Raw genomic sequence first — 23,427 nt, forward strand, 5'->3', positions numbered from 1 at the left:
GGCTGCGTCCGGCCGACGCCCGGCTCAGGCCTTCAGACGTCGGAGGTAATGGAGGCCGACGCCCGGCTCAGGCCGTCATGCGGGCACTGGCGGCGTCGATGGCCTCGGGTGACAGCGCGTGGGAGATCGCGAGGACGGCCGCTCCCGCCACGCCCGCGTTCTGCCCGGACACCGACGGGACGATCCGCAGGTGTTCGGTGGCCAGCGGGAGCGACCGCGTGTAGACGACCTCCCGGATGCCGGCGAGGAGGTGCTCGCCGGACTGCGCGAGCGAACCGCCGATCACGATCACGGACGGGTTCACGAGGTTGACGCATGCCGCCAGGACCTCGCCGATATCGCGCCCCGCCTGCCGCACGGCCTGCAGCGCCCGGGTGTCACCCGACCGCACCAGCTCGACGACGTCCTGGCCACCCGTGAGCGGCGGACCGTCCACAGTGCTCAGCGCCGCCGCAAGGGCGGGGCCTCCAGCGATGGCCTCGAGGCACCCGACGTTCCCGCACCGGCAGATGGTGTCGCCGCCACGCGCCACCTGGACGTGCCCGAGATCGCCCGCCGTACCCTGCGCACCGCGCTGCAGAACTCCGCCGAGGATCAGGCCGGCGCCGATGCCGGTGGCGACCTTCACGAACATGAGGTCTGCGACGTCGGGCCAGCTCGCGCTCAGTTCCCCCAGGGCCATGATGTTGACGTCGTTGTCCACGAGAACGGGTACGGAGAAGGCGCGCTGGATCATCCCGGGCACGTCGAAGCGGTCCCAGCCCGGCATGATCGGCGGGTTGATCGGGCGTCCCGTGTCGTGCTCCACCGGGCCGGGCAGGCCGATGCCCACGGCCGCGAGCTCGTCCGTGGAGCGGCCTGCAACCGCGAGCAGATCGGTGATGGCCGCGGTCAGCCACGACAGCACCACCTCGGGTCCGTCACCGATGCTGATGCGCTGCTGCTTGCGGCCCAGCTCCTGCCCTGCGAGGTCCGCGAGGATCACGAGCGCGTGCGTGGCGCCGAGGTCCGCGCCGATGACCACCTTGGCACCGGGGTTGAGGGCGAACAGGGACGGCGGGCGACCGCCGGTGGAGGCGGCTCCGCCGAAGGGAGCCACGAGGCCGAGTGACATCAGCGCGTCGATCCTGGCGGCGATCGTGGACCGCGCGAGGCCGGTGACCGAGGCGAGTTCCGCCCGGGTGCGGGGCTGCCCGTCCCGCAGGACCTGGAAGATCTCGCTCGCACCCGAGCCCGTGGTGACCGCGGGCCGCCGCACGGCCGCGGCATCACGCACGGCCGCGGCATCACGCGCGGTCACGGTGTCGCTGCCGGCCGCGGACCCACTGTTGACGGCCGAGATCGATGGAGAGGGGAGCACCCTTTCAGTAAAGCACCCGGCACTTCCACTGGCCCCACCTCGGTGCCGTAACGTTCATGCAGCATCTTTTGACTGAACCTCGACAAAAGTGCGTGAGGCATGTCACAGTGGCCGCGTGGACGACGAAGTCTCGATCAGCGAACGCCCGACCCCGATCCTGCGGGTCACCGGACTCTCCAAGAGTTTCTTCGGGGTGCCGGTCCTCCAGGACGCACATCTCGACCTCCTGCCGGGCGAGGTCCACGGACTCGTCGGCGAGAACGGTGCGGGCAAGTCGACACTCATGAAGCTCCTCGCCGGCGTCTACACGCGGGACGCCGGCACGGTGGAGGTGGACGGCCGGCCCGTGGTCTTCACCCACCCGATCCAGGCACGCCGAGCCGGTCTCTCGACCGTCTTCCAGGAGTTCAACCTGCTGCCCGAACGCACCGTAGCGCAGAACATCTACCTCGGGCGCGAACCCCGCAAGGGTCTGCTGGTCGACCGCGCGGCGATGAACCGAGCCACCGCCGACCTGCTCGCGGACCTCGGGATCACGAGCATCCGCCCCACGGCCTCCATCAGTTCCCTCTCCGTGGCGCAGCAGCAGATCGTGGAGATCGCGAAGGCCGTGAGCTACGACGCCCGGATCATCTCGATGGACGAGCCCACGGCGGCGCTCGCCGGCGCCGAGGTGGAACTGCTGTACGGCATCATCGATCGCCTGCGGAAGCGCGGCACCGCGATCCTCTACGTCTCCCACCGCCTCAAAGAGATCTTCGACCTCTGCGACACCATCACCGTCCTCAAGGACGGCCGCGTGGTCACGTCCGTACCCGCGGCACAGCTCGACGACGCCGCGCTGGTCCGTGCGATGGTCGGCCGGCCCATCTCGGCCTACTTCCCCGAGGCACTCCCGGGGACGTTCGTCGGCGCTCCCCTGCTGGAGATCACGGGTGCCGGCAACGACCAGCTCGACGACGTGCACCTCACCCTCCGTGCCGGGGAGATCGTCGGTGTCGCGGGCCTGCAGGGCTCCGGCCGCACCGAACTGGTCGAGGCGGTGTTCGGCGCAGCCCCCTTCACCCGCGGCGGCATGAGGCTCGAGGGCCGCGACTACCGGCCTGTCTCCCCGAGGCAGGCCATCCGCCACCGGGTGGCACTGATCACCGAGGACCGGAAGGCACAGGGGCTCAGCCTGAACCAGTCCATCCTCGACAACGCGCTGAGCGTGGTGCGGTCGGTCCATCCGGGCCGCACCGCCGCTGCCCGGCGAGGAGCACCGGCCGTCTTCTCGTCGCTCGAGGTCGTGGCCCGCGACCTCGACCAGGAGGTGCAGTACCTGTCGGGCGGCAACCAGCAGAAGGTCGTCCTCGCGAAGTGGCTCGCCATCGACCCCCGGGTGGTGCTCCTGGACGAACCGACCCGCGGGATCGATGTCGGCGCGAAGGTCGCCGTCTACACCCTGATGCGCCGGCTGGCGCAGGAAGGCAAGGCCATCCTCATGGTGTCGAGCGAGCTTCCCGAGGTGCTCGGGATGTCGGACCGGGTGCTGGTCATGCGCGACGGCCGGATCGCGGGCGAGCTGTCCGCGGGTGCCTCGGAGGAACAGGTCCTCCAGCTGGCCACGGGAGCGCGGGGGGTGCACTCGTGACCCGGCTGACCTCCACGAACATCGTCTACCTCGTGGCCCTGCTGACCGTCGTGGTCGGCACGGTGCTCGTGGGCACCACGGGCCGGAACTTCTTCAGCACCGGCAACATCTCCGACATCCTGACGGGCACGAGCATCCTCGGCTTCATCGCGATCGGGCAGACCCTCGTGATCCTCGTCGGCAGCCTCGATCTCTCGGTGCCCTACGTGATCAGCCTCTCCAGCCTGATCGGCGCGGGCATCATGGCGAACCAGCCCGGCAACATCGTGCCCGCGGTCCTCACCGCCCTCCTGATCAGCGCACTGATCGGGCTGGTCAACGGAGCGGTGGTGGCCGGGCTGAAGGTGCACGGGTTCATCGCGACGCTCGGCATGGGCCTGATCGTCAGCGGCTACCTCGGCTCCACGTACCAGGGCAGTTCGGGCCAGGCACCGTTCGCCTTCCGGCTCATCGGAGCCACGGGCATCGGGCCGGTACCCGTCTCGACCCTGATCATGCTCGCGTGTGCCGGCGTGGTCCTCCTGATGCTCACCTCCACCCGGCTGGGCCACGCGATGTACGCGGTGGGCGGTGACACCGGGGTGGCCCGCATGAGCGGCGTCCGGACCCAGACACCCGTCATCGCCGCCCACGTGATCTGCTCCGTCATGGCTGGCCTCGCCGGGCTCCTGCTCGCCGCGCGCCTCGGCGTCGGCAGCCCGACCATCGGCTCGCAGGGCGGGTACGACCTCCTGTCCATCGCCGCCGTCGTCCTCGGCGGCACGCTGCTCGCGGGCGGCAAGGGCTCGCTCGTGGGGACCCTCGGCGGCGTGCTGATCTTCGCCATGCTGGACAACATCATGAGCGTGCTGCAGATCAACCCGTTCCTCAAGGACGTGGTGCGCGGCATCGTGATCGTCGTCGCGGTCGCGGTTTACGCCCGGCGCCGCACGGTCCATCGGCAGGCGCGCTTCGGCCGCAACGCGGACACGACCGGACGCGGCGGCGAGAGTTCGCCCGGCGGCCGCGGCGACGACGACGCCCGCCCGCCGAGCGCGGGAAGATCGCGGCCCGACGACGGAGGGTCGCGCGACCACGGCGCGGGCACTCGCGACGGGGTGACGGCATGAGCGTCCTCGCCGACCGGACCGCCGTCCTCGAGCAGAACCGGAGCTCACGTGGGGAGCGCGTGCTCCGGGCCCTCAGAACACCGAGCGGAGCCATCTTCGTGCTCGTCGCGGTCCTGTTCGTCGCCGTGATCGCCGCGAACCCGTCCTTCGGTGAACCCGGCTCCCTCATCCGCTTCATCGGGCGCGTCGCCCCCATAGCCATCGCGGCGATCGGGCAGTACTTCGTGATCGTCTCCGGCGAGTTCGATCTCTCCATGGGCTCCGTGGTCACCGCGCAGGTGATCATCGCGGGCAACCTCGTGGGTGAGGACGAGTCCCGCACCGTGCCGGTCCTGGCGCTGATGCTCGTGTTCGGTGCGTTCGTGGGGCTCGTCAACGGGCTGGTCACCACCCTCCTGAGGGTGCCGAGCTTCATCGTGACGCTCGGCACCATGCTGGCCCTCCTCGGGCTCGTGCTCTTCTGGACGGGAGGCGCGGCCACGGGTAACCCGGCGGACAGCTTCCGGCAGATCGGCCGCGGCGCGGTCGAGGACGTCCCCGTGCTCGAGGTGATCCCCTACCCGGTGCTGATCCTCGTGGTCCTCGCCACGGCCGCGGCCTGGCTCATGCGCCGCCCCTACGGCCGTACGCTCGTCGCCGTCGGTGACAGCGAGCACGCCGCGGCCCTCACCGGAGCACCCGTGTGGTGGGTCCGTACCCGTGCCTTCATGCTGTCCTCGCTCGCCGCCACCGTCGCGGGCGTGATCCTCGTGGGCTACGCCGGCGTGCACCCGTCCGTGGGGCAGGGGTACGAGTTCACCGCGATCACCGCCGTCGTCCTCGGGGGTGTGGTGCTGGGAGGCGGCCGCGGCTTGGTGCTCTCCGCAGCGGCCGGCGCCTTCGCGCTGGAGCTGCTCTTCACCCTCCTGAACTTCCTCGGCGTCGAGTCCACGTGGCGTGACAGCGTGCAGGGCGCCATCATCGTCCTCGCCGTCGCGGCGGCGGCGCAGAACTGGCAGCGCAAGCGCCGTGGCGCCGGCAGCCGCACCCATGATCCCCACCGTCCCATCGCACCAGCAGTGCCCGCACCGGGCACACACGAGGAAGGAACATGATGCGTGGAAGCATCCTGAGCAAGGTCACGGTGATCGCAGCGACGTCGCTGCTCGCCCTGACCGCGTGTACCACCGATTCGTCCATCGAGAACCCTCCGGCGGCCGAGGAGACCGCCGGCGAAGCCACCCCCGCGGCCGAGCAGCCGTCGGAGGACAGCACGGAGTGGTTCGACCAGGCCGTCTACGACGAGCAGGACGAGCAGCGCTCGGCCACCTTCGAGGGTGATCCGGCACAGCCCTACCTGCAGTACATCGACGGCGAGATGACGGACACCTCCGCCTTCGCCGCCGAGGGGCCGCAGAAGGCGTGCTTCTCGAACGCCTCGATCTCCAACCCCTGGCGCCAGACCGGCTGGATCACCATGAACCAGCAGCTGCAGACCCTGCAGGAGTCGGGCGTGATCTCCGAGATGGAGACGCGTGACGCGCAGGACGACGACAACACCCAGATCGCGGACATCGACTACTTCATCGCGGAGGGCGACTGCGACGCGTTCATCATCTCGCCGAACTCCACGGCGGCCATGACCCCCGCCGTCGAGCGCGCCTGCGAGACGGGCAAGCCCGTGGTCGTCTTCGACCGCGGTGTCCAGACGGACTGCGCGGTGACGTTCATCCACCCGATCGGCGGCTTCGCCTGGGGCATCGACACCGCGGAGTTCCTGAGCGAGCGGCTCGAGGAGGGCGACAAGGTGGTGGCCCTGAGGATCCTGCCCGGCGTGGACGTCCTCGAGCAGCGGTGGGCCGCGGCCGAGCGCATCTTCGAGGAGAACGGCATCGAGGCGGTCGACTACTTCACCGGGGCCGACCCCGTGGAGATCAAGTCGATCATCGCGGACGAACTCGCCACGGGCGACGTCCAGGGCGTGTGGATGGACGCCGGTGACGGCGCGGTCGCGGCCATCGAGGCTTTCGAGGACGCCGGGGCGGACCTCCCGGTGATGACGGGCGAGGACGAGATGAGCTTCCTGCGCAAGTGGGACGAGACCGGCATCGACGCCCTGGCCCCCGTCTACTCGAACTTCCAGTGGCGCACCCCGCTGCTGGCGCTCGAGAAGATCTTCGCGGGCGAGGAGGTCCCCGCGGAGTGGGTGCTGCCGCAGTCGCCCATCACCGAGGAGGAGCGGGGCGAGTTCCTGACCGCGAACGAGGGCATGCCGGACGGGCACTACGCCAAGTTCGGCGGCGAGGACCTCGCGGGCTACCCGACCGTGTGGCAGGAGCGCCAGATCCCCTGACCGGTCCGCGATCCGCACGCTCCGCGACAACGCAGTAGGAAGGAGGCAGGCCGGTGTCAGCACGCGCCATCGGCGTCAACACGTGGGTGTGGACGTCACCGCTGAGGGACGCGGACCTGCCTCCCCTGCTGCGGAAGATCGCCGACCTCGGGTTCGACGCCGTCGAGCTCCCCCTCGAGACCATCGGTGACCTGACGGCTCCCGCCGTCGTGGACGCCCTCGAGGGGACGGGTCTGACGCCCTTCGTCGTCGGCGCCATGGCGCCCGGGCGGGACCTCGTGGACGCGCCCGACGACGTCGTCCGCCGCACCCAGGAGTACCTCGCCGCGTGCATCGACCTCGCGGGTGCCATCGGCGCCACCCGCGTGTGCGGTCCGTTCTATTCCTCCACCGGCCGGCTGTGGCGGATGGACGACGGCGAGCGCCACCGGGCCTACGCGGACCTGCGCGGCGCCCTCGAGCCCCTCGCCGACCGAGCGGTGGCCGCCGGCGTCGTGCTCGGTATCGAACCCCTGAACCGGTACGAGACCTCGCTCGTCAACACCGTGGAGCAGGCCCTCGACGCACTCGGCCCGCTCCTGGGTCGGGGCGTGGGGCTGGCGCTGGACACCTATCACCTGAACATCGAGGAGCGCTCGTCGGCCGAAGCCATCCGGGCCGCTGGTGAGCACCTGGTGCACCTGCAGGTGTGCGGGAACGACCGCGGGGCGCCGGGCGGCGACCAGACCGACTGGCCGGGGATCTTCCCCGCCCTCGACGACGTCGGGTACGACGGCGCCCTGGTGATCGAGAGCTTCACGGCACACAACGCGAGCATCGCCACGGCTGCCGCGATCTGGCGCCCCCTCGCGCCGAGCCAGGACGAGCTCGCCCGGAGCGGGCTCGCCTTCCTCCGCGCAACACGCCCCAGTACGTCATCCGGTGCCCCGGTCACGGATTCTGTCAAGACACCAACAGCTTTTGATTGACCCTCGGCAGAAGTGGTCGTACCGTGACTGAACCAGTTAAGTTCGGACGCCACACGCAGCTCCATCCGCGCCCAGCCGCCCGCCTCGTCGCGAGCCCCGGACCTGCCACCTCGGTGTTACTCAAAGGAGAGATCAACCGTGAAACCATCTCTTAAGGCCCTGTCCACCCTCGCCGTCCTCGGTCTCGGAATGACCGGCCTCGCCGCCTGCGGTTCCGGATCGGGGGACGCCTCCTCGGGAGAGACATTGACCTACTGGGCCTCGAACCAGGGCACCACGGTCGAGGACGACCGCGTGGTGCTCGAGGAGTCCCTGGCCCGGTTCACCGAGGAGACCGGCATCGAGGTGGAACTCGAGGTCATCCCCTGGACGGACCTCTACAACCGCATCCTCACCGCCGTGAGCAGCGGCGAGGGCCCCGACGTGCTCAACATCGGTAACACCTGGGCGACGACGCTGCAGGAGACCGGCGCGTTCCTGCCCTTCGAGGGTGAGGCGCTGGAGGCCGTCGGTGGCCAGGACCGCTTCATCCAGAGCAGCTGGTCCACGGGCGGCGCCGAGGGCGAGACACCCACCTCCATCCCCCTGTACGGGCTCAGCTACTCGCTCTACTACAACACCGAGATGTTCGCCGCAGCGGGGATCGAGGCTCCCCCGGAGACCTGGGACGAATTCGTGGAGGCCGCGAAGAAGCTCACCATCGACACCGACGGTGACGGCGAAATCGACCAGTGGGGCGTGTCCCTGGCCGGCAGCTCGATCTCCAACAACGCCCACCAGGCCTTCGTCCGCGGACTGCAGCAGGGCGGGTCGCTCTTCGACGAGAACGGCGAGCCGACGTTCGCGAGCGACGAGCAGGTGGCCGGCGTCAAGCAGTGGATCGACCTCATGGCGACCGACAAGGTGGTCTCGCCGTCGAACGCGGAGTTCACCGGTGGCAGCCAGATGGTTGAGGACTTCGCGGCCGGCAACGCCGCCATGTTCTTCGACCAGGCCCCGGCCAAGACGCTGAACGCCCGTGGCTTCGAGAACTTCGCCGCCGCCCCGGTGCCGCTGACCAACCCGGACGCCACGGGCGATGAGGCGACCATGAGCCACGTCGCCGGTATCAACCTGAGCGTGTTCGCCGAGACGGACAACGAGGAGGGTGCACTGCAGCTCGCGGCACACCTCACGAGCGACGAGGAGCAGGTCTACCTCAACAAGGCCTTCACGGCCCTGCCCGTGCTGACCGCCGCCTACGAGGACGAGGCGTTCCAGTCCGAGGAGATCACGCTCAAGCAGAGCATCCTCGAGAACAACGCCAAGCCCATGCCGCTGATCAGCCAGGAGGGCCAGATGGAGACCCTCGTGGGTACCGCGATGAAGAACCTCTTCGCGCAGGCCGCCACCGGAACCGTGACCGAAGCGGACATTCGGCAGGCCCTCGAGGACGCCAACAGCCAGATGGCAGCCGCCCAGTAACTCCCAGTCACCAGCAGGTGCCCGGCCTCCGGGCACCTGCTGGACGACCGACCCGCGCAGTCCGAGGAGCACCCATGTCACAACTGGTCGACAAGCCACCGGCCGCCGGCAGCGGCCCCGAGATCCCCCCGCGCCCGGCCCCCGCGGTCCGCCGCAAACGGAAGTCCCCGTTCGCCTACATCCTGATCGCTCCGGCCGTGATCATGGAGCTCCTGATCCACATCGTCCCGATGATCCTGGGCGTGTACATCGCCTTCCTCGGGCTGAGCCAGCTCAACATCCGCAACTGGCTGCGGGCCCCCTTCGTGGGTCTCGACAACTTCGTCGCAGGGCTCGATCCGAACGGCCCGATCGGCGGCGAGTTCCTCGCGAGCTTCGGGCGCACCCTCGTGTTCACCGTCGTCGTGCTCGCCATCGTCTGGGCACTCGGCATGATGGCCGCCATCCTGCTGCACGGCTCCTTCCGCGGCAACGGCTTCCTCCGTACCTTCTTCCTCATCCCCTACGCCCTGCCGAGCTACGTGGCCACCATCGCGTGGGCGTTCATGTTCAGCCAGCGCGACGGCGCCATCAACAAGATCCTCGTGGACGACCTCGGGCTCCTCGCCGAGCGGCCGTTCTGGCTGCTCGGCGGCAACGCCTTCTGGGTCACGGTGATCGTCACGGCGTGGCAGATGTGGCCCTTCGCCTTCCTCATGCTCCTCGCGGCCCTCCAGAACATCCCGAAGGACGTCTACGAGGCCGCGGCGATCGACGGCGCTCCCCTGTGGAAGCAGTTCACCCTCATCACGCTGCCCATGATCCGGCCCGCCAACGGGGTCCTGCTGCTCGTCATGAGCCTGTGGATCTTCAACCAGTTCAACGTCCCGTTCGTCCTGTTCGGCGCGGCCCCGCCGGAGTCCGCCCGCCTCATCTCGCCGCTGATCTACCAGCACTCGTTCTCCAACTGGAACTTCGGCCTGGGAGGCGCGATGAGCACACTGCTGCTCGTCCTGCTCTTCATCGCCTCGATCGTCTACGTGCGCATGGTCCTCCCGAAGGGAAAAGACATTGATTGAGACACCCGGGTTCCGCTGGTTCCGGCGGATCGGCCTGACCTTCCTGTTCATCCTCGTGGCATTGCCCCTGTACGTGGTGGTGGTCACGAGCTTCAAGCCGCTCGCCGACGTACGCGGCCTGTTCACGTGGTTCCCGTCCACCGTCACGCTCGAGCCCTACGTGGAGATCTGGCAGACCGTCCCGCTGGCGCACTACTTCAAGAACAGCCTGATCGTCACCACACTGGCCACCGTGTTCTCGGTGATCATCGCCATCATGGCCGCCTACGCGGTGGCACGCCTGAACTTCCGCGGTCAGCGCTCGTTCAGCCTCGTGATCCTCTCCACGCAGATGTTCCCCGGCATCCTCTTCCTCCTGCCGCTGTTCCTGATCTTCACGCAGATCCAGCGGACGGTGGGCATTCAGCTCAACGGCTCGTACACCGGCCTGGTCATCACCTACCTGACCTTCACGCTGCCGTTCGCCATCTGGATGCTCGCGGGGTACTTCGCGTCGATCCCGCGGGAACTCGAGGAAGCGGCGATGATCGACGGCACCAGCCGCGCGGGAGCCTTCATCCGCGTGGTCATCCCCGTCGCGAAGCCCGGCATCATCGCCGTCGCCGTCTATTCGTTCATCACGGCGTGGGGCGAGGTGCTCTTCGCCTCGGTCCTGACGAACAACGACACCCGGACCCTCGCGATCGGCCTGCAGGCCTACGCCAACCAGACCGATGTGTACTGGAACCAGCTGATGGCGGCCTCCGTGGTCGTCTCGCTTCCCGTGCTCATCGGGTTCATGTTCGTCCAGCGGCACCTCGTCGCAGGCCTGTCCGCCGGCTCGGTCAAGTAGCCCGCCACCATCCCCTTTGGAGCCCACCATGACATCCCCCCTCTCCGGTCAGGTACCGGATGGACCCGCCCCGACACCGCTCGGCGTCGCGATGATCGGCTACGCCTTCATGGGCAAGGCCCATTCGGCCGCCTGGCGCGCCGTGGGCAGCCACTTCGATGTCGCGCCCGTGGCGCGCCGCGTCGTCGTCGGCCGTGATGCCGAGCGCACCGCCGAGGCGGCCGCCCGCTACGGCTGGGAGGGCTTCGCCACGGACTGGCGGGAGGTGATCGCGAGGGACGACGTCGACATCGTGGACATCTGCACGCCCGGGTACCTGCACGCCGAGATCGCGATCGAGGCCCTGCGGGCCGGCAAGCACGTCCTCGTCGAGAAGCCGCTCGCGAACAGCATCGCGGAGAGCACCGAGATGGTCGCCGCCGCCGCCGTGGCCCGCGAGCGCGGTGTGCAGTCGATGGTGGGCTTCAACTACCGGCGCATCCCCGCGCTCGCCCACGCCCGGTCCCTCATCGCGGACGGCCGTCTCGGGCGCGTGCGCCACCTGCGGGTCGCCTACCTGCAGGACTGGCTCACCGACCCGTCATCGCCCATGACGTGGCGGCTGCGCAAGGAGACCGCCGGCTCGGGCGCCCTCGGCGACATCGCCTCCCACGCGCTGGACCAGGTGCAGTTCCTCACCGGGGACGCCATCACCGAGGTCTCAGGCCGCCTGCACACCTTCGTGGAGGAGCGTCCGGGGCCGCACGGGCAGGAGCCCGTGACCGTCGACGACGCCGCCTGGGTCACCGCGAGTCTCTCGAGCGGCGCGGTGGCCTCGGTCGAGGTCTCGCGCGTGGCCACCGGCGTGAAGAACGGTCTGCGGATCGAGGTGTTCGGGGAGCGCGGCGCCCTCCGCTTCGACCTCGAGAACCTCAACGAGCTGTGGTTCATGGACACCGCGGGGCCGGCCACCGAGCAGGGCTTCCGCCGCATCCTCGTCACCGAACCCGAGCACCCCTACCTCGACGCGTGGTGGCCGCAGGGCCACATCATCGGCTGGGAACACACCTTCACGCACCAGCTCCGCGACTTCCTCACCTCCATCCGCTCCGGCGAACCTCCCCAGCCCTCGTTCGAGGCAGGGCTCCAGATCCAGCGCGTCCTCGCCGCCGTCGAGGAGAGCGCGGCGGCCAAGAGCGCCGTCGTCCTCGTCGGTTCCGACACGCACACCCGCTCGTTCCTCAAGGAGAACGCATGACCCGCAGCTACACCCTGTTCACCGGCCAATGGGCCGACCTCCCCTTCGAGAAGGTCGCGGAACTCGCGGGCCAGTGGGGGTACGACGGCCTCGAGATCGCCGTGTCCGGCGACCATCTGGACGCCTGGCGCTGGGACGACGACGCCTACATCCAGGACCGCCTCGACATCCTGGAGCGCAACGGCCTGAAGGTCTGGGCCATCTCCAACCACCTGAAGGGTCAGGCCGTCTGCGACGACCCGATCGACTTCCGGCACCAAGCCATCGTGGGCCCGAAGGTGTGGGGTGACGGCGACCCCGAGGGCGTCCGGCAGCGCGCCGCCGAGGAGATGAAGCTGACGGCGAGGCTCGCGAAGAAGCTCGGTGTGGACACCGTGGTCGGCTTCACCGGCTCCTCGATCTGGCAGTACGTGGCCATGTTCCCGCCCGTCCCGGCGGCCATGATCGAAGCCGGCTACCAGGACTTCGCCGACCGCTGGAACCCGATCCTCGACGTCTTCGACGAGTGCGGTGTGCGCTTCGCCCACGAGGTGCACCCCTCCGAGATCGCCTACGACTACTGGTCCACGCAGCGCACCCTCGAAGCCATCGGCCACCGCCCCGCGTTCGGGCTCAACTGGGACCCGAGCCACTTCATGTGGCAGCAGATCGACCCGGTGGCGTTCATCTCCGACTTCAAGGACCGGATCTACCACGTGGACTGCAAGGACACGAAGATGCGCATGGGTGGTGGCCGGAACGGCATCATGTCCTCGCACCTGCCCTGGGGCGATCCGCGGCGTGGCTGGGACTTCGTCTCGACCGGCCGCGGTGACGTGCCCTGGGAGGACAGCTTCCGAGCCCTCACCGCCATCGGCTACACCGGGCCCATCTCGGTGGAATGGGAGGACGCCGGCATGGACCGCCTGCAGGGAGCGCCCGAGGCCCTGGCGTTCCTGAAGACGTTCGACTTCGCGCCGTCGGAGACGTCCTTCGACGCCGCCTTCAGCCAGGAGGGCTGAGCTCTCCTCGTCCGGGACGCAGACCCGGGGGTACTGCTCCTTCGGGGGGGTGCAGTACCCCCGGGTCGGCCCACCCGCCGCGGCGGACCGGACCGGGGTGTGATCTCCGTCGAATTCGTAACCTTGTAGAAATGCGGCGGGAGTAGCCTTGGACCATGCGTGAACTCCAGGCACAGATCATCGAGGACATGGGCGTCAAGCCCACCATCGACCCCGCGGCCGAGGTGCGCCGCCGGGTCGGCTTCCTGAAGGACTACGTCAGGTCCACAGGCACACGCGGGTTCGTCCTGGGCATCAGTGGCGGGCTCGATTCCACCCTTGCGGGCAAGCTCGCCCAGCTCGCCGTCGACGAGCTCCGCTCGGAGGGGCTCGACGCCGACTTCATCGCTCTCCGGCTGCCGTACCGCGTGCAGAAGGACGAGGAGGACGCCCAGGCGGCACTCGCCTTCATCCAGCCGCGTACCTCGAAGGTGTTCAACATCGAGCGTGCCGTGGACGGCTTCGAGCAGCAGTTCGTGGACACCACGGGCGAGGAGATCTCCGACTTCACGAAGGGCAACACCAAGGCCCGCGCACGCATGGTGGCCCAGTACGCGGTGGCGGGTCAGCACAACCTGCTGGTCGTCGGTACGGACCACGGCGCGGAGTCGGTCACCGGGTTCTTCACCAAGTTCGGCGACGGCGGAGCGGACATCCTGCCCCTGTTCGGCCTCAACAAGCGCCAGAACCGTGCACTGCTGGAGGAGCTCGGCGCCCCGGCCGCCCTCTACGACAAGATCCCCACTGCCGACCTGCTCGACGATTCCCCGGGCCAGGCGGACGAGCACGAGCTGGGCCTGACCTACGAGCAGATCGACGACTACCTCGAGGGCCGCGAGGTGGAGGCCGACGCCGCGAAGGCGATCGAGCACCGCTACTACATCACGCGGCACAAGCGCACCGTACCCGTGACCGTCTTCGACACCTGGTGGCGGGAGTAAACAGCGCCGTTGGTAACGTAGGGCGGGTGAAGATCGCCACGTGGAACGTCAACTCCCTCCGAGCCCGAGCCGACCGCGTCGAGGCCTGGCTCAACCGGTCCGACGTCGACGTCCTGGCCATCCAGGAAACGAAGTGCAAGGACGAGAACTTCCCCTGGGACCTGTTCGAGAACGCCGGCTTCGAGGTGGCGCACTTCGGCCTCAGCCAGTGGAACGGCGTTGCGATCGCCTCACGGGTAGGGCTCGACGACGTGACGCGCACCTTCCCGGACCAGCCCACCTTCGGCAAGCCAGGCACCGAGGCGGTGCAGGAGGCCCGGGCCATCGGCGCTACCTGCGGCGGTGTCCGCGTGTGGAGCCTGTACATCCCGAACGGCCGGGCCCTCGACGACCCCCACATGCCCTACAAGATCGACTGGCTGAACACCCTGCGCGGGCATGCCGAGCGCTGGATCACCGAGGACCCCGAGGCGCAGATCGCCCTCATGGGTGACTGGAACATCGCCCCGCAGGACGACGACGTGTGGGACATCGACCTCTTCGTCAACGGCGGCTACACGCACGTGAGCCCCGCTGAGCGGGCCGCCTTCCAGGCGTTCCTCGACTCCGGCTTCGCGGACCTCGCCCGGCCCTACACCCCCGGCCCCGGCCTCTACACCTACTGGGACTACAAGCAGCTGCGCTTCCCGAAGAAGGAGGGCATGCGCATCGACTTCGTGCTCGGCTCCCCCGCCCTGGCAAAGCGCGCCACGAACGCCTTCGTAGACCGCGAGGAGCGCAAGGGCAAGGGCGCTTCGGACCACGCGCCGGTCGTGGTGGAACTCAGCGGCCCGTGAGCCCCGTGGGCGGAGGTGGGCCCTTCCCCTACGTGTCCCACCTGCGGGTCTACGAGCCGCTCGATGCCTTCTCGGACGCCCAGCAGCTCGCCATCCTCGAGCAGCGTGACCGGAAGCGCGAGCTGACGGAGCGCCTCGACCACGAGCAGTCCCTGCGCCGCGTGCTCCGCACGCTCTCGGACCCGTTCCCGCACCACGAGCCCGATCTCGTCCGGGTCACGCAGTTCCCCGGAACGAGCGGGACGACGGCGCCCTACTACTGCCCCAACCAGCTCGCTGTCCGGACGACCCTCGCCGCGGAGTCCCTCGACCAGAACCTCCGCGGCCCGCTGATCGACGTGCTGGTACCGGACACGGCGCGCGAGGCACACCAGGCGCGGCTCGATCCCGACACGTTCGCCGACTCCGTGGCCAAGCTGCATACCCGTTCGGCCACCTGGGGCGTCCCCTTCGCCTGGTTCGCGCTGATCCACGAGGACGATCTCACGGAGGTCGTCGAGGACGACGGCCGCGTCCTCACCGTGCGCATCACCGCGCAGATCGGCGACTGCATCGATCGCGGCCGGCGCTCGGTGGCGCAGCTCGCCATCGGGGCACCGGAGATGGACCTGCTCGACGAGCTGACGGACATCGTGGAGTGGCTCGAGCTGTTCCACCGGGACGCGGTGGTGGAGGTGGACTACGGGCCGGTGGCGGATCGCGTGTTCCCCGACGACTCCCCCATGGACGTGCGGCTCGGCATCGAGAGCCTGGCCGAGGCGGACATGCTGAGTGCGGCGGCGTCCTACCGGAGGCTCGCCTCCCGCTGGATCCCGATCCGGCAGCTCGCCCGCGCGTCCTGACCAGGCCCTCTCGCATCTCCTGACGAGCCCGCCAGCCCGTCCTGACCGGCTTGCTCGTGCGTCCTGGCGAGGCCGCCAGCCCGTCCTGACGGGGCCGGGCCGGGCCCGCTCTACTTCGGCACCGGCCCCGTGGTCGACCGCTCGATCAGCGCGTGCGGGCGCGACGGCGGGTAGTCGGGCGGAGCGCTCCGCAGCAGCTCGCCGAGTAGGAGGTCCGCCGCGTACGCGCCCTGCTCCCCGGGATCCTGGCGGATGGTGGTGAGACCCAGGGGTGCCGCGAACTCGTGGTCGTCGATACCGATGACCGAGAGCTCGGACGGTACTGCCACCCCGAGTTCCCGAGCGGCCGTCAGCACACCGAAGGCCATCTCGTCGGAGGAGCAGAAGACCGCCGTCGGCCGGTCGGCGGGGTCGGCCAGGAGATCGAGAGCAGCGGTGCGGGAGGTACCGAAGCGAAAGTCACCGAAGGCCTGCCGCTCCTCACGGACCGTGAGACCGTGCTCGCCCATCACGTCCCGGAACGCCTGCTCGCGGATCCGTGGCACCTCGAAGTCGATGTCGAAGGACCCGCCGCCGCGCATGTGCGCGATGTCCGTGTGGCCGAGCGCGATGAGATGGGAGACGGCGTCGCGGGCGGCCTGGGCGTCGTCGATGCCGACATGGCGCACGCCCTCGACCGCCCCGCCGATCACGATCGTGGGGTAGTCGAGCTGCTGCACCGCCTCCCGCTCCTCGTCGGTGAGATGCATGCACATCACCAGCAGGGCGTCGATGCGCTTGCGCAGGATGGAGCGGTGGAACACGCGGTCGCGGTTGACGCCGTCGCCCCCGAGGCTGAACAGGATGAGGTCGTAGCCCTCAGCGCGCAACCGGCGGTCCACTCCCTCGAGCACGGCCGAGAAGAACCATCGATCGATGACGGGGACCAGCACGCCCATGGCCATGGTGCGGCCGGAGGCGAGCCCGGATGCCGCCGACGACGGCACGTAGCCGAGCTTCCTCGCGGTCGCGGTCACCCGCTCGCGTGTCTGCTCGGCCACGCCCGGCAGCCCGCGCAGGGCCCGGGACACCGTGGCCGTGGACACCCCGAGGGATGCCGCGACGTCGTCGATGCTGGTCATACCCTCAACCCTTCAGGCCTCCGGCGAGCAGGCCCCGGACGAAGTAGCGCTGCAGGCCGAAGAAGACGGCCAGCGGCACGATGATGGACACGAAGGCCCCCGCCGTGAGCCGCTGCCACTCGCCACCGCGTGAGCCCTGGATCTCGGCGAGGCGCTGGGTGATGGGCGCGACGTCGGCGCCTCCGCCCGAGAACACGAGCGCCACCAGGAGGTCGTTCCAGAGCCACAGGAACTGGAAGATGCCGAAGGAGGCCAGCGCCGGCGTGGCCAGGGGGATGATGATGCGCCAGAAGATGGTGCTGTGACCGGCACCGTCCACCCGAGCCGCCTCGATGACCTCGCCGGGGATCTCCGCGATGAAGTTGTGGAGCAGGAAGATGGCCAGCGGCAGGCCGAAGATGGTGTGCGCCACCCAGAGCTGCGCGTACGTGCCGGACGGCAGGAGCTGGAAGTCGCCGATCGTGAGCACCTGCGTGAACAGCTGCAGCAGGGGGATCAGGGCCATCTGGAGGGGCACGATCTGCAGGGCGAAGACGAAGATGAACAGGCCGTCCTTGCCCCGGAACCTCCCCCAGGCGAACATGTAGGCGGCCATGGCCCCGAGCACCAGCGTGAAGATGGTGCCGGGGATGACGATCGCCAGCGAGTTCACGAAGTAGGAGAGCAGGTTGGGCGACTGGCTCCCGCCGGGGCTCAGCACGTCGGCGTAGTTCTCGAGCGTGAACTGGCGGTCGGTGAGGACGTTCCACCACCCGTTGCCCTTGATGTTGTCCTCCGGGCGGAAGGAGGAGATCAGCAGGCCGAACGTGGGCACCGTCCAGATGATCGCGATGATCACGGCGGCAGCGGTCGCGCGGCGCGAGGTGAGGCGCTGCTTCACGCGCTTCTGCATCGTGGGGCGTTCCTGCGGTGTCTCCTCGACGACCTCGGGCAGGAGCGGCTCCTTGTTCTCGAGGGGCACCGTACTCATCGGATCTCCTTCTGCTTGCGGAGCAGCCGGGCGTTGTACACGACCACGGGCAGCACCAGGAGGAACAGGACCAGCGCCAGCGCAGCGCCCCTACCGGGCTCACCCGCCCTGAACGCCTGGGTGTACATCTCGTTGGCCACCACGGAGGTCTCGTACTGACCGGCGGTCATGGTCCGGACGATGTCGAAGACCTTGAGCGTGCCGATCGTGATGGTGGTGACCACGACGATCAGCGAGCCACGGATGGTGGGGATGGTGACGTTGCGGAACTGCTGCCACGCGCTGGCGCCGTCGAGCCGTGCCGCTTCGACGATCTCGGTCGGGATGCCCTTGATCGCGGCCGAGAGCACCACCATGGCGAAGCCCGTCTGGATCCAGATCATGACCGCGATGAGGAACAGGGTGTTCTCCGGGGCATCGAGCAGGAACTGCTTGGGCTCCTGGCCGAACCAGACGAGGACCTGGTTGAGCAGTCCGATCTGATCCTGCTCCGGGCCCTTGTACGCGTAGACGAAGCGCCAGATCACGCCGGCTCCCACGAACGAGATGGCCATGGGCATGAACACGAGGGCCTTCAGGGCCTTCTCGCCGCGCGCGCGGTCGATGAACACCGCGTACGCGAGACCGATCGACGACGCCAGGAGGGGCACGAGGACCACCCAGATCACCGTGTTCCGCAGGGTCACGAGAGCCTCGGCCTGCGTGAACATCCATACGAAGTTGTCGAGCCCCACGAAGTCGCCGTTGCGATCCGTGAGGGAGAGGTAGGACGTCTGGAGCGCCGGGAACACGAGCCCGACCGCCAGGAGGATCAGTGCCGGCGCGAGGAACGCCGCCACCTGGATCTTCTCCCTGCCGGACTTCGGCGCACGATCCACCACGAGCATGATCAGTCCGATGATCGCGGCGAAGACCGCGAGCCCGATGACCACCTGAATACCTTTTTCTGCAATGTCTTCCACGGCCGGGCCTCCTGGGGTGCGGGTGTCGAGGGGAAGCAGGTGCGGACGGGTGGCACGCCGACCGGAGTCGGCGTGCCACCCGTCCCGCTACCCGATCAGGAGGAGGGCCAGCTGTCCTCGACGGTCTGCGTGACTTCCTCCGTGGAGGAGCCGTTGATCCAGTTCACGATGCCGCTCCAGAAGGAGTTGGCACCGACGGCGCCGGGCATGAGGTCCGAGCCGTCGAAGCGGAACACCGTATTCGGGTCCTGCAGCAGCTCGATGGACTGACGGTCGAGTTCCGACTGCGCGTTCTCGGGATCCAGGCCCGTGTTGGCACTGATCGCCCCGCCCAGGGCCACGCGGGTGTTGGCGAACTCCGCGCTGGCGAGGTAGGTCTGGAGTGCCTGGACCTCGGGACGGTCGGCGTAGGCTCCGATGAGCTCGCCGCCGCCGGTGATCGCGGTGCCCTGCGAGGCATCGATCGGCGGCGTGATGAAGGCCCACACGTCGCCGTCCTCCGCGACCACGGTCTCCTCGGGCCAGTTGGCGGCCTGGAAGGAGGCCTGATGGTGCATGGCGCAGGAGCCGTCGAGTACGGGCTGACCCGCCTCGGCGAACGCCGTGGAGAGGATGGACCGGACGTCACCGAAACCGCCGTTGACGTAGTCGTCGCTCTTCAGGATCTCGCCCACGCGGTCGAACGAGTCGACGATCCTGGGGTCGTTGAACGGGATCTCGTGCGTGACCCACTGGTCGTAGACCTCGGGGCCGTGCTCACGGAGCACTGCGTCCTCGACCCAGTCGGTCCCGGGCCAGCCGGTCGCCTCACCGGACTCGAAGCCGGCGCACCAGGCCTTCATCTCCTCATCCTCGCCGGCGATCTTCTCGGTGAGCTCCTGCATCTCGTCCCAGGTGGTGGGGACCTCCCAGCCCTTCTCCTCGAAGGTGGCCGGGACGTACCAGACGTAGCCCTTGACGCTCGCGAGCATCGGCGCCGCGTAGAACGTGCCGTCCACGGTGCCGTAGGTCTTCCAGTCCGCGGACCAGTTCTCGTCCACCAGATCGGAGACGGCCTGGGGCGCCGGCTTGAGGTTCGGTGCCTGGTCGGCCAGGAGACCGGGCTGAGGGAAGATCGCGAGGTCGGGTGCGGTGCCGCCCTGGGCACGGACACCGATCTGGGTCTCGAACTCCTTCGAGCCCTCGTAGGCGACCTCGATGCCGGTGCACTCACTGAAGTCGGCCCAGGACTCCTCGAGGCGCTCCGCCTCGAGGTCCACGATCGTGGAGTAGACGCTGACCTCGGCGCCGTCGAAGGTCCCGTAGGACTCGTAGTCGGCGCAGTCTGCGTCGGTTGCGCCGGCGCCGTCGGATCCTTCGGAACCGCACCCGGCAAGGGCGAGGAGGGAAACGCTGAGTGCCGCAACCGGCAGCACAAACTTCCGTGAGCGAATGTTCGCCATTGAAACAGACTCCTTTGTCGTGCGGTACACCGTTCGAGGGTTCATGGCGTCGCTGCCGCCCTACCGGTCGTGTGCCGCCTCACTGATTCGGTTCCGCAACAGTAAGCGCTTACATCCAGCGATATTGTGGATATCCCGGGATCGATACGGAACCGTGACCCGGCTCACACCTCAGACGACGCGCTCTGCCCTCGACCACCGCACACGGCTTCCGGTCCGGATGCTGATCAGCACGGGCACGCATGTACCCATGACGGCGTCCAGCGCCTCCACCAGCCGCGAGACCTCCGCCGCCACCTCGTAGGGTGGCGTGCCCTTGCGCGGCTGCACCCGCACGCGGAGCCCCGGTACGCCGCGCACGAACCACGTGCTCACGGACGCCCCCACGAGATCCGGCCGCTCCAGCAGCGCTGCCCTGAGGACCTGCTCCGCCGCGGCGGCGGAAATGGTGACCGTGCCGGCAGTGCCCTCAGTGCCCTCAGAGCCGCTGCTGCCGGCAGTGCCGCGCCCCGTGGGGCCGTCCGCCCCGGTCAGGAACACTCCGGCGCGGCCCCTGCCCTGCGCGAGGACCCAGAGGACGAGGAGCACGATCAGCAGCACGAGCCCGGCCGCGAGAGCGATCCACAACCAGGTGTCCGGCTGCCCCGCGGCCGTCGTGTCCGCGCGGACGCCCTGCAGGGTCTCCCCCACCCGCGGCGCGGCGTCTCCCCACCACGAGGCGGCACCGGGGAGCACGAGCAGGGCTATCCCTGCCGCTCCGGCGGCCAGGCAGAGGAGCCCGACGACGGCGAGCACGAGCCTGTTCAGCAGACGCGGCGTGGTGTTCACTGGCCGATCACCCCTGACTCGCTGACCTGCACGGAGATGCGTGGCTGCGGGCTGACGGACGCGCGCTCGAGATCGTCGGCGACCGCGAGCCGCACGGCTTCGGCGTCCACCGGGATACCCGAGGTGGGCCTGATCCGTACGGAGACCGAGGACCTCGCGACGGTCACGAGGACCTGCTCCGGCGTGACGCCGGCGGCGAGCCGGGCGCGGCGCGCCAGGGAGGACGCCACCACCTCGGCATCCACGACGACGGCGGCCCGCCCGTCCGGGATGGTGTAGCGCGCCCGTCTGCCGGGCAGCAGGGCCAGCATCAGGAGCAGTGCGCCCAGGACGAGGAGAAGCGCGGACCCCGCCCCGAGCAGCGAGGGGGGCACGCCACCGGGCAGGGCCCCGAGCCAGGCCGCCGCGGCGTCGAGGTTGAGCAGGAACGGTTCGTCCCGCGCTGCCTCGAGGAGCACCTCGAACAGAAGGACGAGGCAGGCGAGCACAAGCAGTGCGGCTGTGACGACGGAGGCAACGGCGCGTGAGGAGTGCAGTTCGCGGCGCACGAGCCGCGCGATGTGCGGCGCCGTCGCGCGGTCGGCGGGCGGGACGCTCACCGGACCCTCGCGCCTCTCGTCACGGTGGTCCCGACCACGCGGATGTCCACGCGGCTCACGTGGGCCCCGGTGAGCTGCTGCACACGCTCGCGGATGGGCGAACGAGCGGCTTCGGCGCGCTCCCGGAGGGGGCCGCCGAAGATTCCGACCACGGCCGGATCCTCCAGCACGCGGGTCAGCGGAGGCACGGACAGGGGCAGCGCGAGCAGGAGGGCGAGCAGACCGCGGTCGTCGGAGAGCGTGACCCGCACCTGTGAGGGCTCGACGCCGAGCACCTCGCCCGCCACCGCCCTGGCCGTGCTGGTGAGGGCCTGGCCCGTGATGCGGTTGTGCCCCGCCGCCGTCCGCGGGCGTGCCGACGGCGCGTCGGCGAGGGAGGGCTCCGCCGTCACGACGACGAGCGTCGGCCGGACAGGGCGTCGAGTACGCCGCGGACGTCGAGCTTGCCCTCCACGACACGCCCCACGACGGCGCCGCAGAGCACCAGGACGAGGGTCAGCAGGAAGCCCCAGAAGCCGAAGATCAGCGCGGCGAAGGCGAGGACCGCCCCGGTCAGCATGCCGAGGGTGGTGGGAGTCATGGTGTCCTCACTCGACGATCGTGACGGGGGTGGCTCCGGTGGGCCGGGCGCTCGGCTCCACCGATCGCTGGGGGAACGACCCGGAGTCCGATCGCGCCCCTGACCTCGAACCCGCGCGTGAGTCGGCGGGTGATTCGGCGCGCGCGTCCGACGTCGTGGGCTGCGGCAGGTGCACGTCGAGCACCTCCACGTTGATCTCGATGACCTCCAGCCCCACGAGATCGGTCAGGGCGTCGTACACCGCCGCGCGGACGGTGTCCGCAAGGACGTTCAGCGGGTACCCGTACTCGGCGATCAGGCTGATGTCCACGGCGAGCTGGGTCTGGCCCACCTCCACCTTCACGCCGTGCGAGAGATCGGAGGCTCCGACGGCGTCACGGATGGCCCCGAGCGCTCTGCCGCTCCCCGCCCCGAGGGTGTGCACACCGGGAACGGCTCGTGCGGCGATGGCTGCGATCTTCGCCGCCGCCGGATCGCCGATCACGGTCCTCCCGGCAGGCGCGACGCCGGTCAGCGGCGGCGGTGCACTCGGTTGATCGATCATCGGACGGTCCCCTTTCGCGTGAGCCCAGCCTAAGCCACTGCGCACGCACCGGCGCGGCCTTCTGCGGCCGACGCACCGACGTCCTGCGGCGGGCTACTCATCGACGTCGGGCAGCGGCCTCGGGCGGCCGACGCACCGGTGTCCTCAGGAGTGGGCGCAGTGCTGCGCGAGCCAGTCCTGCACGGGGACCATCGCGTCCCGGAAGGACCGCTCGTCGAACGTGCCCGAACCGCGCGGAGGTGCCTCGACGGACTCCGCCATGACCTCGAAGTCGTCCTGCAGGTCGGCAGGCACCTTCCCGCGGAGGTCGAGGATCTGCTGCCGGAGTGCCACGAGCTCCTTCGGATCGCTCTCGGACCGGAGGGTGAGGGGCGCCAGCATCGCGGTGGTCACCCCGCCGGCCACGATCACGCAGTGCGGTGACGCCGTGGCGGGAACGGCATCCGGCCGCGCGCCGCCGTCGGGGCCGGTTCCCGAGGCGTCACCCGCCTGCGGGTCCGGGGTCGGCGCCGGGCCCTCCGTGGGGGGAGACGGGCTGGCCGGCATGGAGAGCATGGTCTCGGTGGGTGCGGACCCACCGGTGCTGCATCCGGTCAGGGCCAACGAGAGGACGCAGAGCCCGATGGCGGGATACAGCAGTCTCACGGGTGCCCTCTCGACTCGGTGAGCGCACGGCACGTGCCCCTGCGTGCTCGGTACGTTCGCGGTGGTGCGTTCTCGGATGGTGCG

24 protein-coding genes are annotated in these 23,427 nt (G+C 69.4%); 13 read left to right on the top strand and 11 right to left on the bottom strand.

The features are described from left to right. Positions 1 to 67: 67 nt before the first annotated feature. Complete coding sequence (locus AC4D12_RS09105) at positions 68 to 1,258, bottom strand: ROK family transcriptional regulator (protein WP_490950115.1); 1,191 nt, start codon at positions 1,256 to 1,258, stop codon at positions 68 to 70. A 217-nt stretch (positions 1,259 to 1,475) separates the two neighbouring features. Here AC4D12_RS09105 and AC4D12_RS09110 point away from each other — a divergent pair, with 217 nt between their 5' ends. The 13 genes from AC4D12_RS09110 (at position 1,476) to AC4D12_RS09170 (ending at position 15,652) form a co-directional block, all read left to right on the top strand. After that, entirely contained in the window at positions 1,476 to 2,993 is a 1,518-nt protein-coding gene (locus AC4D12_RS09110; protein WP_490949609.1) for a sugar ABC transporter ATP-binding protein, read from the top strand. Then, on the top strand, positions 2,990 to 4,102 hold the full coding sequence (locus AC4D12_RS09115; protein ID WP_490949610.1) for an ABC transporter permease: 1,113 nt from the start codon (positions 2,990 to 2,992) through the stop codon (positions 4,100 to 4,102). The genes AC4D12_RS09110 and AC4D12_RS09115 overlap by 4 nt, the downstream gene beginning before the upstream one ends. After that, the gene (locus tag AC4D12_RS09120; protein ID WP_490949611.1) at positions 4,099 to 5,196 is read left to right on the top strand and encodes an ABC transporter permease; all 1,098 of its coding nucleotides are present in this window, start codon (positions 4,099 to 4,101) and stop codon (positions 5,194 to 5,196) included. The genes AC4D12_RS09115 and AC4D12_RS09120 overlap by 4 nt, the downstream gene beginning before the upstream one ends. After that, positions 5,196 to 6,434 (top strand): substrate-binding domain-containing protein, encoded by a 1,239-nt coding sequence (locus AC4D12_RS09125; protein WP_490950116.1) that lies wholly within the window; start codon positions 5,196 to 5,198, stop codon positions 6,432 to 6,434. Before AC4D12_RS09120 ends, AC4D12_RS09125 begins: the two co-directional genes overlap by 1 nt. A 53-nt stretch (positions 6,435 to 6,487) precedes the next feature. Next, entirely contained in the window at positions 6,488 to 7,402 is a 915-nt protein-coding gene (locus AC4D12_RS09130; protein WP_490949612.1) for a sugar phosphate isomerase/epimerase family protein, read from the top strand. Positions 7,403 to 7,540: 138 nt separating this feature from the next. Next, complete coding sequence (locus AC4D12_RS09135) at positions 7,541 to 8,866, top strand: extracellular solute-binding protein (RefSeq protein ID WP_490949613.1); 1,326 nt, start codon at positions 7,541 to 7,543, stop codon at positions 8,864 to 8,866. A gap of 74 nt (positions 8,867 to 8,940) precedes the next feature. Then, entirely contained in the window at positions 8,941 to 9,924 is a 984-nt protein-coding gene (locus AC4D12_RS09140) for a carbohydrate ABC transporter permease (RefSeq protein ID WP_490949614.1), read from the top strand. Continuing rightward, a complete protein-coding gene (locus tag AC4D12_RS09145) occupies positions 9,917 to 10,756 on the top strand; it encodes a carbohydrate ABC transporter permease (protein ID WP_490949615.1) in 840 nt (279 codons plus the stop codon). Before AC4D12_RS09140 ends, AC4D12_RS09145 begins: the two co-directional genes overlap by 8 nt. Before the next feature lie 28 nt (positions 10,757 to 10,784). Continuing rightward, the gene (locus AC4D12_RS09150) at positions 10,785 to 11,993 is read left to right on the top strand and encodes a Gfo/Idh/MocA family protein (RefSeq protein ID WP_490949616.1); all 1,209 of its coding nucleotides are present in this window, start codon (positions 10,785 to 10,787) and stop codon (positions 11,991 to 11,993) included. Further along, positions 11,990 to 12,994: a sugar phosphate isomerase/epimerase family protein gene (locus AC4D12_RS09155; RefSeq protein ID WP_490949617.1), complete on the top strand. Its 1,005-nt coding sequence runs from the start codon at positions 11,990 to 11,992 to the stop codon at positions 12,992 to 12,994. The genes AC4D12_RS09150 and AC4D12_RS09155 overlap by 4 nt, the downstream gene beginning before the upstream one ends. 155 nt (positions 12,995 to 13,149) lie before the next feature. Then, complete coding sequence (gene nadE, locus AC4D12_RS09160; protein ID WP_490949618.1) at positions 13,150 to 13,974, top strand: NAD(+) synthase; 825 nt, start codon at positions 13,150 to 13,152, stop codon at positions 13,972 to 13,974. Positions 13,975 to 14,000: 26 nt separating this feature from the next. Beyond that, the gene (locus AC4D12_RS09165; protein ID WP_490949619.1) at positions 14,001 to 14,810 is read left to right on the top strand and encodes an exodeoxyribonuclease III; all 810 of its coding nucleotides are present in this window, start codon (positions 14,001 to 14,003) and stop codon (positions 14,808 to 14,810) included. Beyond that, complete coding sequence (locus tag AC4D12_RS09170) at positions 14,807 to 15,652, top strand: DUF8083 family protein (protein WP_490949620.1); 846 nt, start codon at positions 14,807 to 14,809, stop codon at positions 15,650 to 15,652. The genes AC4D12_RS09165 and AC4D12_RS09170 overlap by 4 nt, the downstream gene beginning before the upstream one ends. A 110-nt stretch (positions 15,653 to 15,762) precedes the next feature. On the opposite strand, the gene AC4D12_RS09175 is transcribed toward AC4D12_RS09170, so the two are convergent. From AC4D12_RS09175 to AC4D12_RS09220, 10 genes are all read right to left on the bottom strand, one after another. Then, positions 15,763 to 16,773: a LacI family DNA-binding transcriptional regulator gene (locus AC4D12_RS09175; protein ID WP_490949621.1), complete on the bottom strand. Its 1,011-nt coding sequence runs from the start codon at positions 16,771 to 16,773 to the stop codon at positions 15,763 to 15,765. A 4-nt stretch (positions 16,774 to 16,777) separates the two neighbouring features. After that, positions 16,778 to 17,665 (bottom strand): carbohydrate ABC transporter permease, encoded by an 888-nt coding sequence (locus AC4D12_RS09180; RefSeq protein ID WP_490950117.1) that lies wholly within the window; start codon positions 17,663 to 17,665, stop codon positions 16,778 to 16,780. Positions 17,666 to 17,739: 74 nt separating this feature from the next. After that, a complete protein-coding gene (locus AC4D12_RS09185) occupies positions 17,740 to 18,705 on the bottom strand; it encodes a carbohydrate ABC transporter permease (protein ID WP_490949622.1) in 966 nt (321 codons plus the stop codon). A gap of 95 nt (positions 18,706 to 18,800) precedes the next feature. Continuing rightward, on the bottom strand, positions 18,801 to 20,147 hold the full coding sequence (locus tag AC4D12_RS09190) for an ABC transporter substrate-binding protein (protein WP_490949623.1): 1,347 nt from the start codon (positions 20,145 to 20,147) through the stop codon (positions 18,801 to 18,803). Between the two features lie 171 nt (positions 20,148 to 20,318). Continuing rightward, positions 20,319 to 20,975: a hypothetical protein gene (locus AC4D12_RS09195; protein ID WP_490949624.1), complete on the bottom strand. Its 657-nt coding sequence runs from the start codon at positions 20,973 to 20,975 to the stop codon at positions 20,319 to 20,321. Then, a complete protein-coding gene (locus AC4D12_RS09200) occupies positions 20,972 to 21,574 on the bottom strand; it encodes a DUF6286 domain-containing protein (RefSeq protein ID WP_490949625.1) in 603 nt (200 codons plus the stop codon). Before AC4D12_RS09200 ends, AC4D12_RS09195 begins: the two co-directional genes overlap by 4 nt. Next, positions 21,571 to 21,966 (bottom strand): hypothetical protein, encoded by a 396-nt coding sequence (locus AC4D12_RS09205; protein ID WP_490949626.1) that lies wholly within the window; start codon positions 21,964 to 21,966, stop codon positions 21,571 to 21,573. The genes AC4D12_RS09200 and AC4D12_RS09205 overlap by 4 nt, the downstream gene beginning before the upstream one ends. Beyond that, positions 21,963 to 22,154 carry a DUF2273 domain-containing protein gene (locus AC4D12_RS09210; RefSeq protein WP_490949627.1) on the bottom strand — a complete coding sequence of 64 codons (192 nt, stop codon included), beginning with the start codon at positions 22,152 to 22,154 and terminating at the stop codon, positions 21,963 to 21,965. The genes AC4D12_RS09205 and AC4D12_RS09210 overlap by 4 nt, the downstream gene beginning before the upstream one ends. Before the next feature lie 7 nt (positions 22,155 to 22,161). Further along, positions 22,162 to 22,698 carry an Asp23/Gls24 family envelope stress response protein gene (locus tag AC4D12_RS09215; protein ID WP_490949628.1) on the bottom strand — a complete coding sequence of 179 codons (537 nt, stop codon included), beginning with the start codon at positions 22,696 to 22,698 and terminating at the stop codon, positions 22,162 to 22,164. A 144-nt stretch (positions 22,699 to 22,842) separates the two neighbouring features. Beyond that, on the bottom strand, positions 22,843 to 23,343 hold the full coding sequence (locus tag AC4D12_RS09220; RefSeq protein ID WP_490949629.1) for a hypothetical protein: 501 nt from the start codon (positions 23,341 to 23,343) through the stop codon (positions 22,843 to 22,845). Positions 23,344 to 23,427: the final 84 nt, after the last annotated feature.

The sequence above is a fragment of the Arthrobacter sp. TJ-266 genome (genome assembly GCF_058269115.1).

Coding starts and splice junctions, on each gene's coding strand:
- AC4D12_RS09120 (WP_490949611.1), top strand. CDS start 4,099: ATGAGCGTCCTCGCCGACCGGACCGCCGTCCTCGAGCAGAACCGGAGC.
- AC4D12_RS09125 (WP_490950116.1), top strand. CDS start 5,196: ATGCGTGGAAGCATCCTGAGCAAGGTCACGGTGATCGCAGCGACGTCG.
- AC4D12_RS09140 (WP_490949614.1), top strand. CDS start 8,941: ATGTCACAACTGGTCGACAAGCCACCGGCCGCCGGCAGCGGCCCCGAG.
- AC4D12_RS09150 (WP_490949616.1), top strand. CDS start 10,785: ATGACATCCCCCCTCTCCGGTCAGGTACCGGATGGACCCGCCCCGACA.
- AC4D12_RS09155 (WP_490949617.1), top strand. CDS start 11,990: ATGACCCGCAGCTACACCCTGTTCACCGGCCAATGGGCCGACCTCCCC.
- nadE (WP_490949618.1), top strand. CDS start 13,150: ATGCGTGAACTCCAGGCACAGATCATCGAGGACATGGGCGTCAAGCCC.
- AC4D12_RS09175 (WP_490949621.1), bottom strand. CDS start 16,773: ATGACCAGCATCGACGACGTCGCGGCATCCCTCGGGGTGTCCACGGCC.
- AC4D12_RS09180 (WP_490950117.1), bottom strand. CDS start 17,665: ATGCAGAAGCGCGTGAAGCAGCGCCTCACCTCGCGCCGCGCGACCGCT.
- AC4D12_RS09190 (WP_490949623.1), bottom strand. CDS start 20,147: ATGGCGAACATTCGCTCACGGAAGTTTGTGCTGCCGGTTGCGGCACTC.
- AC4D12_RS09210 (WP_490949627.1), bottom strand. CDS start 22,154: ATGACTCCCACCACCCTCGGCATGCTGACCGGGGCGGTCCTCGCCTTC.
- AC4D12_RS09215 (WP_490949628.1), bottom strand. CDS start 22,698: ATGATCGATCAACCGAGTGCACCGCCGCCGCTGACCGGCGTCGCGCCT.